Source organism: Eubacterium sp. An3 (assembly GCF_002159465.1).
GTDB classification, from domain to species: Bacteria; Bacillota; Clostridia; order Lachnospirales; family Lachnospiraceae; genus Anaerobutyricum; species Anaerobutyricum stercoris.
In genome coordinates, this window is the sequence record NZ_NFIR01000004.1 from 204359 (window position 1) to 216809 (window position 12451).

At 43.2% G+C, this 12451-nt stretch carries 11 protein-coding genes; all 11 read right to left on the minus strand.

Annotation, left to right across the window (positions count from 1 at the left end):
* Positions 1–133: 133 nt before the first annotated feature.
* The 11 genes from B5F87_RS06450 to B5F87_RS06500 all read right to left on the minus strand — a co-directional run bounded on the left by B5F87_RS06450 (position 134) and on the right by B5F87_RS06500 (position 12450).
* The gene (locus B5F87_RS06450; RefSeq protein ID WP_087278494.1) at positions 134–568 is read right to left on the minus strand and encodes an Hsp20/alpha crystallin family protein; all 435 of its coding nucleotides are present in this window, start codon (positions 566–568) and stop codon (positions 134–136) included.
* Positions 569–767: 199 nt separating this feature from the next.
* Positions 768–1841: a J domain-containing protein gene (locus tag B5F87_RS06455; protein ID WP_087278497.1), complete on the minus strand. Its 1074-nt coding sequence runs from the start codon at positions 1839–1841 to the stop codon at positions 768–770.
* A 64-nt stretch (positions 1842–1905) separates the two neighbouring features.
* Positions 1906–2490, minus strand: coding sequence for a 50S ribosomal protein L25 (locus tag B5F87_RS06460; protein WP_087278499.1), 585 nt, complete (start codon positions 2488–2490; stop codon positions 1906–1908).
* A gap of 90 nt (positions 2491–2580) precedes the next feature.
* Positions 2581–3045, minus strand: a complete 465-nt coding sequence (locus B5F87_RS06465) for an Hsp20/alpha crystallin family protein (RefSeq protein WP_087278502.1) — start codon at positions 3043–3045, stop codon at positions 2581–2583.
* Between the two features lie 321 nt (positions 3046–3366).
* On the minus strand, positions 3367–5070 hold the full coding sequence (locus tag B5F87_RS06470) for an SWIM zinc finger family protein (RefSeq protein ID WP_087278505.1): 1704 nt from the start codon (positions 5068–5070) through the stop codon (positions 3367–3369).
* An 870-nt stretch (positions 5071–5940) separates the two neighbouring features.
* Positions 5941–6870 carry a tyrosine-type recombinase/integrase gene (locus B5F87_RS06475; protein WP_087278508.1) on the minus strand — a complete coding sequence of 310 codons (930 nt, stop codon included), beginning with the start codon at positions 6868–6870 and terminating at the stop codon, positions 5941–5943.
* A 263-nt stretch (positions 6871–7133) separates the two neighbouring features.
* Entirely contained in the window at positions 7134–8087 is a 954-nt protein-coding gene (locus tag B5F87_RS06480; protein ID WP_087278510.1) for a fructosamine kinase family protein, read from the minus strand.
* A gap of 22 nt (positions 8088–8109) precedes the next feature.
* Positions 8110–9948, minus strand: coding sequence for a glutamine--fructose-6-phosphate transaminase (isomerizing) (gene glmS / locus B5F87_RS06485; protein ID WP_087278513.1), 1839 nt, complete (start codon positions 9946–9948; stop codon positions 8110–8112).
* Between the two features lie 105 nt (positions 9949–10053).
* On the minus strand, positions 10054–10551 hold the full coding sequence (locus tag B5F87_RS06490; protein WP_087278515.1) for a VanZ family protein: 498 nt from the start codon (positions 10549–10551) through the stop codon (positions 10054–10056).
* Between the two features lie 246 nt (positions 10552–10797).
* Positions 10798–11625, minus strand: coding sequence for a hypothetical protein (locus B5F87_RS06495; RefSeq protein ID WP_087278518.1), 828 nt, complete (start codon positions 11623–11625; stop codon positions 10798–10800).
* 6 nt (positions 11626–11631) lie between these two features.
* A complete protein-coding gene (locus tag B5F87_RS06500; RefSeq protein WP_158096980.1) occupies positions 11632–12450 on the minus strand; it encodes an ImmA/IrrE family metallo-endopeptidase in 819 nt (272 codons plus the stop codon).
* Position 12451: the final 1 nt, after the last annotated feature.

Below are 12451 nucleotides of genomic sequence, written 5' to 3' on the forward strand. Positions count from 1 at the left end.
ATATAAATAAGCCGCCCGCCGGGCGGTTTTTGTTACCTCCGACGGACGGCTTCTCTGCAAAGAAAAGCTGTTAGGAATATCAAAATGTCACTGTTACGTTATAGTTTTCATCGCCGCTATGCCGCGGCATTTTTTATTGAATGGCAATGTATTTATTTTCTTCTACTTTTTTCGCCTCTTTTTTCGGAACTGCCAGCTTCAGAACACCATTCTCAAACTTAGCCTGAATATCTGCTTCTGTCACATTGTCGCCAACATAGAAACTCCTGCTCATAGTTCCTGCATAACGCTCTCTTCTGATATAAGCACCTTCTTCGTTCTTCGTATCATTATTTACATTTTTCACTGCCTGTACGGTCAGATAACCATCTTTCAGCTGTGCCTTCACATCTTCTTTCTGATAACCCGGAAGTTCAATGTCAAGTTCATATCCTTTATCTGTCTCCTTGACATCTGTCTTCATTACACTGCGGGAACTATTTCCATAAAAATCTCTGTCAAAAGACGGAAATGAAAAATCCATCCAGTCATCAAATAAATTTTCTCCAAAAATACTAGGCATCAACATAAATCATCGCTCCTTTTCCATTTAAAAAGTGGATACTCAGAATCCTCTTTTATATAGTGTATATCTATCTCTTATTTATTGTGTATCTATCTATATTAATTATTTATACATTATTCTGTGTATCTATGTGAACGCTTTAAAAGCTGTTATTTTTATCATATGCTGTCACGCTGTGCTTTCTTCCAGGCAGCTGCCATCATCACGCTGCGCTTCCTCTTCCGAAGCTGCTGCTTCCCGTTTTTTTACATGCCTGCTCAAATTCTTTGAGCTTACGCTGCGCCTCCCGGCTCAAATTGGTCGGCACCTGAATCTGTACGGTGACATACTGGTCGCCGCGCTCTGATGTTCTCCCCATCTTCACGACGCCCTTGCCGCGAAGCCTGATCTTCGTTCCTGACTGAGTTCCCGGACGAATCCTGCACACAACTCTTCCATCAATGGTCTGAACGGAAACCTCGCCGCCAAAGACCGCAGTGGTAAACGGTACATTTGCTGTGGTATAAACATCGGCTCCTTCCCGGTGAAATCCCGGCTTATCCTGTACATTTACTTTCAGGATCAAATCACCCGGTTCACCGCCGCCAGCACCCGGCTGTCCCTTGCCGCGAAGCCGGATACTCTTGCCGGACTCAATACCGGCAGGAATATTTACCTCGTAGGACTGTACACGCCCATCGCTGCCCTGCAGGCGAATCACCTTTTTGCCGCCGAAAGCCGCCTCATCAAATGTGACGTCCACGTCGGCATTCAAATCGGCTCCTTTTCCGGAATATCCACCACCAAAATGACTGCCGAATCCGGAACTTCCTCCGAAGTCTGTAAAACCGGAACTTCCATAGCCAGACCCACGCGAGCCCGTACCGTGAAAAGCTGCTCCGCCGAAGCCGCCGTTCTTAAAGGCCCCGCCGAACAGATCGCTGAAAAAATCATCCATGTTCATATTGCCATCGCCGGTGTGAAAATGAAACTCCTGGTATCCGTTCCCATTGTTCCGGCTGTAGCTGTAACCATTGCCGCCGGCGCCAAAACCTCCGGAACCGCCCTCCGAGAAAGCCGCATGCCCGAACTGATTGTACATTTTCCGTTTCTCCTCATCACTGAGGATATCGTAAGCCTCAGAAACTTCTTTAAACCTTTCCTCCGCATGCCTGTCATTGGGATTCGTATCCGGGTGATATTTCTTTGCCAACTTACGATACGCCTTCTTAATCTCGGCGGCGCTGGCATTCTTTGCAACGCCAAGCACTTCATAATAATCTCTTTTTGCTGCCATTTCATCACCTTCCTTTATCAATCAACAGAACACGCGGCCGCACAACGGCGTCTATCCGGCCCCTCTATTCTGCGTCTTCCTCCGCAGTCTCCTCAGCATCGGCTTCCTTCTTCACAGCCGTCACTGTCACGACCTGCGCCTCCGGATCAGAGAGAACGTCTACCGCTTCATTTTTAAAGATATCCAGATCTTTGACTCTCAAAATATCTCCGACCTTCATATCGCCGACATCAAGAATGATTTTCTCCACCAGATTCTCTGGCAATGCCCGGTACTCAATCTCTTCCAGCTGTTCCTGAACGACTCCGCCGTCCACCTTGTCTCTGTTCTCCAGAACAATCTCAGCGACAGACTGTACCTTCTGGTTCTTCACCAGAGCCTGAAATTCAATCTCCTCCACAATATTATCGAGGGCATTATAATGAATCTCTTTAATCAGTACATTGTGCGTCTCTCCGTCAACCTCCAGAAGAATCTGACTTCCTTTGCTGTTATCCTTCAAAATGTGATTCACATCTTTTTTATCCATCTTCACGGGAATAGAACCTTCAATATCCTTTCCACATACATTTCCCGTCACAAAGCCTTCTCTTCTCAACCGCCGGGCCTTCACACTCATATCTCTTTTTTCCGCTTTTAAAACATCCATCTCTGATACCTCCACTATCTGCGTCAAAGCTTGAATTCCGGGCGGCTCCATAAGCCGCCCGCACCGCATTTCATAATTTAATTAATGAAATTATCCTTCAATATTAATGTATTTATTTTCTTCTACCACAGGTTTTGCTTCTTTTTTCGGAACAAACAGGTTCAAGATACCATGTTTAAACTCTGCCTTGATATCTTCCTGCGTTACATCTTCCCCTACGTAGAAGCTTCTCTGGCAGGCGCCGGCATAACGTTCTCTTCGAATATAACGTCCGGTCTCTTTCTCCTGCTCATCCTGATCGAGTCCTTTGGCTGCCTCAATAGTCAGATAACCATTCTCCAGAGAAACCTTAATCTCATCTTTCTTAAATCCCGGCAGGTCAACTTCAAGCTGATAGCCGTCCTTCATCTCTTTAATATCTGTCTTCATTAAATGATTAGCCTTCCGGCCATACAGCTTCTTCTGTGCTCTCTTCATATCTCTGTCATCATAGAACGGAAAATCATTAAAAAAGTCATCAAATAAATTTTCTCCAAAAATACTAGGCATCAACATAAATCATCGCTCCTTTTCCATTTGAAAAGTGGACACTCAGAATCCGCTTTTATACATTTATGAACCATCCGCTTCACAGCCGCCCACGGCATCATCACCATGCCGATTCCGGCTATTCCGCTTCAAGGTTCAACCATTACGTTTCCTGGAACTCCGGTTAGGAATTATCATGTACAGCTTCCTGTCTTTTTATCCCTCTTCCTTTGTTCTAGATGTAATATAACACTCATTATTAGCCATGTCAAGCATCGAGTGCTAATTATTTTGTGAAGATTTTGTGAACAAAAAAGCGTACTAATCTAATCATTCCATTTCACAATATCAAAATCCGGCCTTGCGAAGCTCATCCATCATAGCAGACCGCCTTTTATATCTCGTCCTCCAATCCTCTGCAATTTTCTCAGTCAGCTTTGCCCCTCCCGGATATCTCTTCACTTTTTTCATATAATGCATCAGTTCTCGGTAAGCATTTCGATTGGATGTAGTCTGCACCTTCTGTTTCACATATTCTGCATACATGTCTCTTACTTGCTCCGGAAACTCTTTTTTCAATATTTTCTCATAAATATCCAAATAAGAAATGTGACCATTCTGTCGAATCTCCTGCATCAAGCTTCCGTACATTTTCTCTTTTCTTAAAAACTCATACTTCATATGTTCCGGCAGTCCGGATTCCAGCAGCTTATTCTTATATTGCTCCCATTCCATCTCAGCACAACATTTTTTCAATTTGTAAATATAAATAAAATCCCTCTGCACACAATGAAACACCTGATAAAGCAATTCTTCTTTAAGAGCCGATAAATTTCCCGTCTTCTCATAAATCTCTATCAACCAACGGCTGTACTCTGCAGTCAGACGGGCATTCGCCTTATCCATCTTCTTACTTTCTTCTATGACATTTACCGCCTCTGTATATTGTCTGTTTTCCAAATATTCCCGAATCGCAGCTCTGCGAATTTCCGGAAAATTCCAGTACCGTCTGCAAAAGTCCTGAATCTCCTGCTCCGGATATTCCAGCTTTTCCATGATATCAATACAATCCAACAACGGCGAAGCATACGGACAGTAATATCCCCCTGATCCATTTTCATTTTCTGCCGCTGTTTCCTCCAAATGTGCCACATACTGCAGATTCCGCGCCAGATTTTCCTGCAAAGTTTCTTTATCCTGCAGGCGCTCCACCAGGAAATTCTCCGGATAATCTTCCAGAAAATCTACCACATACCCTGACCGATGCTCCCGAAACCACTGTCGCATTTTCTCCTTCTGCGCTGAATTACATTTCTCAAGAATCTCTTCCCATATTCTATAACATTCATCGGCCACCCAATTATGCTCTCCATTCGAGCCATCCAAGCCACGGGTTCCCACCTCATGAAAAACGTAATTGACCAGATCAAAAGCTTCCATTAAATGATTCTCCCGAACCAACGTCCCCACCTCTCTGTCCAGAAAATCACATAGTTCTTGCGCATAATCCATACCATCAAAATAGTCCACAAAGCCATTTCTGTCCGAATACCGCCAGGCGATCTCGTCCACTCGTTCTTTTATCCGCATCACCTGCACCGGCGTCACCGTCCCATACCGAATCATAATCCAATTATATAGTCCGGTATCTTCTCTCGCCTTTTTTTCCACAATCTCACGAAGCTCCGGCTCCGGAATCGTTGCAACTGCTTCCCGCAACTCATCCTGCTTCTTTTCTGCTTTCTCCTCACCGGTCGCACACTGATCCGTTACACTGTTCTTCCCAGGTTGAAATATTTCTTCTTCGATTGTATACAAAACTGCCGCCATGTGCTTACAGTAATATCCATCAGCCGCATAAGGGCAATCACAACCCATATCGTAAACTTTTTCATCCCGGATGCTGATCTCTACTTCATAATTCTCCGTCCCCGCCACCAACGCACGATATCCCTCTTGCGTTCTGGCAAGTTCCATAACATTTCCTTCTTCAAAATAATCAAAACCACGTTTTAAAATCTGGCTGCTGAACAGTGATTTCCATTCAAACATAATATTCCCTCCTGCTTGTATCCTTTTTTCCTTTTTATCCCGACTTTGATCTTAGAGCTTCATTAAAAAATTGCCATAGTCATCTGTCACGCTCGTTTGCATCACTGCACAGATTATTTTTCTTCAAAAGTAGTTTTCCTACTTCGGCAGCTCTTATTTTTTATTTCATTATCAGGATAACACATCTCGAGACTATGGTGTTTGTTTTTTCTTTGACTTTTACTGCGGTCAACTGGCAGCCACGGAGATAAAGGAGATAAAGGATGGGAGATAATACCTTATTATCCGGTATCTTTTTTAGAAACAGGCCTTCTCTAAATCCATATCAATACACAAGAGGGAAGAATAATGACTTTGGAAGAATTAAAAAAAGCCTTTTGTCAACTTAAAGAGAAAACTATTGCTTTGGTTTACACATTTCAAGGGGACACATCTGATGGATTCGAACATTTTTTTATATGGAAAAGTAAAATATTATCAAAATGGATGCTTCTCTAATTACCCAATACATTTATTTGTAATATGAGTATATTTTTTTATTTTCGGCATGAAATAATCCCCGCAGATTCTCTCTCTGCCAGGTTCAGATACATATGTTATAAATTTTTCAATCTTTTTTCTGATCAATAATTCGGATAAAACATTATTTTAATTCAGCAAACAGTATTATTATTCAATATTTCTATTAAAATACTCTTTTATTTATTATATTTATTTTATAGCCCATGTTATTTCATATTTTTTATTTATATTATTGGCATATTTTACCGTTTATCTAAAATACCTGTTTTTACAAATATTTTGGATAATTAGCGACTGTCGTTTTGCTGTGATACTGAACGATCTTATCTGACCAATTCGCGGCATTCGTCATGCTGCACGCCCTGGTATTTTCATTTTCTTTCTTGGATGAAATTCCTTCAGTATCTCTGCTTGTTTTTGGGCGGCTATATGTATGTATATTTGCGTAGTTTTGATAGAAGTATGGCCCAATATCTGCTGTACACAGCTTACATCAACACCTTCCTCTATTAAATATGTTGCAAAAGAATGCCGAAACATATGCGGAGTGATATTCCGTTTGATACCGGCGTTTCTAGTATATTTATGAAGCATCAGCCGGATTGATTGTTCGCTGAATCTTCGTCCTCGGATATTAATAAAGAAATTTCCACATTTTTCTATCGCTGTTTTATTGGCTTCATAATATTCTCGCAGCAGTTTAAGAATTTCCGGCTCTCCGATTTGAATGTATCGTTCTTTTTTCCCTTTTCCCATAAAACGTATCAAACCTGAATTCAGGTCTATGCTGTCAACACGGAGATTTGAGATTTCATAGACTCTTGCTCCTGTGGCAAAGCATGTCTCAACGACCGCCATGTCTCTCAACCAAATCTTTTTCTCTTTTCCAATCGGTTCCTGCGCGTACATGTAATTTAAAAGCTGTTCGATTTCCTGACGGGGAATAACTCTTGGAAGAACTACTGCTTCCTTGAATTTTACCTTTATCTTCCGAAATGGATTATTCTGAATCAGCTCTTCTTCTTCAAGATAATTAAAAAAAGCCTTGAGACTCGCAATTTTGCGTTTGATAGTTTTTTGTTTATATTTTTTATGCAATTTTGTAATATATTGTTCTATCTTTTCTTTTCCAGGAATTTTTCCATCCATGAAATTAAAAAACTGTTTCAAATCAATTCTATAGGCTTTGATAGTTTTTTGATCTAATTCCTTAGGTTTGAAAATTGACAAGCATGGTTTACTTTTTCTGCGATCTAAACAAGATATATCGCTTATCATTCGATATATCTGTTTTAAAATATTTAAAGACGATGAAACGAAAGATCTTTTAGAAGCTACCAATGTAAGTAAAATTACTCTTTAAATCTATTTTTATTTTTACAATATAAAATACCGGCAATCCACTCCTTCCAATAGCCAGACTGAAAGTCAACTACCAAAAGTTTGTTTAGATATCCTGCCGGTATTTTTCTTCTATATAATATATCGTCCTATCTTTCTTCTCATATGTCTGATATATCTTTTATATAATATTCTCTTTTTTATAATTCCTCCAGAACCGCCGCCACGCTTCCCAGATACGAACGCCCAAACAGATTCAGGTGATTCAGCAAATGATACAGCTGGTATATCTTTTTTCTCTGCCGATATCCGCTTTCCACAGGATTCACCTCGTGGTAAGCCTCATAAAATGTCTGAGGAAATCTTCCGAACAGCTCCGTCATGGCCAGATCCGTCTCGAAGTCTCCCACATAGGCCGCCGGATCAATGAGCCACGCCCGGCCGTCATTGCCGCACAGCACATTGCCTCCCCACAAATCTCCGTGAATCAGAGAAGGAAATTCCGGTTCCCGGATGTAGCTGTCCAGATGACTGAGCAGTCTGTCCAGCTTCTTCCGAAAGCCTGAATCAAAATACCTGTCCGCCATTTTTATCTGCGGCAGCAGACGGCAGTCCCGGTAAAACTCAATCCAGCTGCCTTTTAGCGTATTCTTCTGCACCGTGGAGCCGATATAATTATCTTCCACAAAACCGTATCTGGCTTCTCCCCCGGCAGATGCCTTCCCTTCCGGCAGATGCGTCCGTACAAAGTCCATGCAGTCCACCCGGTGCATCTGCGCCAGCTGCTGCCCGAACACTTCCCAGTAATCCTTTATCGGAGACGCGCTCTCCATATATTCCAGCAGCAAAAATGAGAATCCCCGCTGCCGGTCCGTACCGATGCCCAGTAGCTGCGGCACACCGATGGCGCAGGCAGAACGCAGGGCTTCCAGCCCCCGCGCTTCTGTCTCGAAAAACCGATAATTATTTATCTGATTGGTCTTCATAAAAATCCGTTGGCCGCCAGACAAATGCAGTTCATAGGCGTCGTTAATATCCCCGCCGTATACGCGCTTTTGTTCCGTGACTTTCGTCTCTCCACCGAATACTGCCCGCAGGGCGTCCACAAGAGAAGAGTACGCTGCGACCGCTGCCAGATCATTAATTTCTGCCATCTCTTCCTCACTTCACTGTTCTTTATTCCACCGTTACAGACTTCGCCAGGTTCCGCGGCTTATCCACGTCCAGCCCACGGGCCACGCTCACATAGTACCCCATCAGCTGCAGAGGGATGATCGCCAGAGTCGTGGCAAAACACTCATCTGTCTTCGGCACATAAACCGTAAAGTCTGCTGTATCTTCAATGCTGTAGTTGCCATAGGTGGTCACCGCCATCAGATAAGCGCCGCGGCTGCCCACTTCTACCAGATTGCTGATGGTCTTCTCATACAGGTCGCTCTGCGTCAGCACGCCAACTACCAGGGTACCATCCTCGATCAGACTGATCGTGCCATGCTTCAGCTCGCCGGCAGCATACGCCTCGGAATGTACATAGCTGACCTCCTTCATCTTCAGGCTGCCCTCCTGGCAGATGGCATAATCCAAACCACGGCCGATGAAGAAAACGTCCTTTGCATTGGAGTATTTGCTGGCAAACCACTGGATCCGCTCTTTGTCATCCAGCACCTTCTGGATCTTATCCGGCAGGGTCGCCAGTTCCTTCAGGTAAGCCGCATACTGCTCATCCGTGAGAACACCCTGTACATGACCTGCCTGCACCGCCAGCAGGTACACCGCAATCAGCTGCGTGCTGTACGCCTTGGTCGTTGCCACGGCAATCTCCGGTCCGGCATACGTATAGAGCACATAATCACTCTCCCGGGCAATGCTGGAACCCACCACATTGACAATACCAAGGACAGGCACACCCTTTTCCTTAGACAGACGCAGGGCAGCGATGCTGTCCGCAGTCTCTCCGGACTGGGAAATGATGATGACGATGGAATTCTTCGCCAGCTTCGGATCCCGGTACCGGAACTCGGACCCCAGATCCACCTCCACGGAGATATCACTCATGGACTCGATGACATATTTTGCCGCCATACCCACATGATAAGCAGAACCACAAGCTACGATGTACACTCTCTCCAGATCCCGGATGATCTCATCGTCCAGGCCCACAGAAGAAAAGTCGATGCGGCCATCCTTGATATAGGCGTTCATGGTATCACGGACTGCCTTCGGCTGCTCAAAGATCTCCTTCAGCATGAAATGCTCATAACCGCCTTTTTCTGCGGCTTCCTCATTCCATTTGATCTCCACCAGCTCTTTCTCGATCTCATTCCGGTCGATATCGTAGAAATGGACTTCCTCCCGGGACAGCTCCGCGATCTCCAGATTATCGATATAGTAAACATTCCGCACACTGTCCAGGATTGCCGGCACATCCGACGCGATGAAATGTCCCGTCTCATTTTTTCCAATGATCAGCGGGCTGTCCTTGCGGGCCGCAAAAACTTTGCCCGGATAATCCGCGAACAGGATACCAAACGCATAGGAACCCCGGATACGCAGCATGGCACGGCTCAGCGCCTCCAGCGGAGCCTCAGTCTTCTTATAATAATAGTCGATCAGTTTCGTAGCGATCTCCGTATCTGTCTCCGAATAAAATGTATAGCCGGCCTTCAGCAGCTTCTCCCGGATCTCCTGGTAATTCTCAATGATACCGTTATGCACCAGCACAATGGACTTATCCTCCGTACAATGCGGATGCGCGTTCACCTCCGACGGCTCCCCATGGGTCGCCCAGCGGGTATGGCCGATTCCGCAGGTGCCAGTCACTGCGTGACCGTCATCGGTCTTCTCCGACAGCGCGTGCAGCCGACCCTTTGCCTTGATAATCTGGATATCTCCGGTACTCTCATTCCGTACCGCGATACCGGCCGAATCATATCCCCGGTATTCCAGCTTAGACAATCCATGCAAAAGCAGCGGCGCCGCCTGACTCTCTCCCACGTATCCTACAATTCCACACATAATATTTTCTCCTTTACAAAATAAGCATTTCTCTAATATTACAAAGCCCTGTATCTTATGCCATGCATCACTGCATAATAACTAAAAACTGCTCCACGCCAGAGTTCAGGGCTTAAAACCATAGTATCGCAATATTTTACCACAAAACAGCCAAAAAATATACCCCAACATCATTCCAATGGTATTATTAAACACATCATCCGTCTCACAAAGACCTGCCTTTAACACAAACTGCATACCTTCAATAAACGCCGACGCTCCCGCTCCCAGCAGCAACGCTCTCCACCAGGTCCTCTTTCTGCTGAGTTCCCCATACAGAACACCCATGGGCACAAAAAGAATAATATTATTGAGAATCTGCAGCACCCAGGACATACTTCCTGCCAGCGCCAGCCGATACTCCCAGAGAAAACTCAGCATTATATGCCTCTCCGCAAACGGCTCCCGGCTGAATATCGTCACATACAGTAAAATCAACACATAAATAACAAAAGAGAGTCCTATAAAACATCGGTACATTTGCCGTGACATCCGAAAGCCTTCGCCCTTCCCTGCCGCTGCCCGCTTGCAAAAGACAAACAAAACCAGCCACACCAACAGCATACTATAACAATTATCTCTTATGAACTCCCACAAAAATTGAAATCTCAAACAATAATCCTTTCAGCCTGTCTGTACATTCTCTTCCCATAATTTTCTTCTTATAAGCCTTTGCCAGTAACCTTTTGGCCCCATTGATTATACCAAACATTACCCCAATGCACAAATGCATTTTATGTAGCAAACCATGTCACAATATGAAATTTTATCATTATATTGAATTTCTGTTGCTTATTTTGTCAAGAAATTTCAATCCGCTATTACTTGCTGCAAGTCTCCATCTCTTCTTGCACGATACATCCCCCCATAAATATCATTCAAAACAAACTCTATCGGTACATTTTCCCTTTTATCGGAACCGTCTTTAAATATCCATACTTTCACATGAGTTTGTGGATTTTTCCTATCCAGACACCAACGCACAAAACTCTGGAAGAACGGTTCTACCTCTTCCTTCATTTTCCCCATCAAGCAAAGCTTGAGAAATACACTCAAAATACTGATACAAGGTATTTGCGTACCATTGGCAAACCCTTGTCTTGCCCCAAAATCATCGGAACAAAATATATATGCTTCTGTATCATATAAAAACTTAATAGTCTGTGCCAGAACATATGCCTTTATCTCGCCGTAACTTTTTTGGTGACCAATTTGATTTTCACAGGTACGCAAAACAGATAAAAATATTTCTCGATTGCATCCACCAGTTTCTATCATCTCATCCAAAGGCAGAAAATATCTGTTGTAAAACTCAGCATCAAAAAGATCACATCCCTGTTTCAAAAAATCTCGATAATATACAAAACAATAATTTGAAAGATATCTGCTTATTTCAAACAAAATTTTCTCATCTGAATAGCAGATAATTTCCCCTGATTCAATTTTATTTTGAAGCCACGACTGTGCAACTCTGCTCCCATGGTCTCCAAGTTCTTCTTTCATCTTCTGGTGACAGAAAAAAGAATATCCAGGAAATGCAAGCACTTCATCAGCCAGCATACGATTCTCTGTTTTTATGATATTCGCTTTAGATACAAAATCCGTATCCAGGATTGCATATTTCCGTTGTTCTGTCATAGTCTCTCACTTAATTCCATACAACTGTTTTATTCTGTCCAGTTCCTTCCAATCACTTTCCAATCTACTCTTGGGCAAAACTTCCTGTTCAGTATTTATCGTAAGATTTTCCAGAAGACTTCCAAATTTTTCATATCCGGACGGAATCATATCCCATCGCTTTGCTTTACCTGTCACTTTCATTATTTTTTGTATTTCTGAAAAAGGAATATCTATCATCTCCCTTGCCCGGTCATCAGATATCATCTTTTCTTCCAGTAACCGAAGAATCATAGCTTTATAAGGGACAGCAAAAATGTCCATAAGAGTAAGAATATCTTTCATTTCTATTGCTTTCTCTTTGATTTGATAAATTCCCATCTGCTGTTTGAGCGCATTAACCGGCACCAAAAGAATACCTGCAAATGCATTTGCTTCCATTTCCTCTTCTTCCGTTGTTCCTGTTTCAATTGTGGATGCATTTAAAATGGAGCCACTTTTTGCTAACTCAAGATCATCCTCTTCCAAAAAACAGCGTATATGATATAATTCATGCGCTGCGGCAAATATCTGCTTTGACATTGGAATTCCAGAATTAACCATAACAAAAATGCGCCCACTACGAATAAAAGTGCAGGCGCATAATTCCGGGTCACGAATCGGAAAACGCAACCATTCCAAAGGCATATTTTCTGTTCTCACATAATTTTCAATCATGTTAAAAATATCATCCTGAATAATATTCTGACCGATATAATACTCTGAAAAACCTGCGGCAATTTCCCGAATCTGTTCAAATCTTTTCGGATTTTTCTTGTATAAAATTCCCTCAAAAAGTAAAGCCATT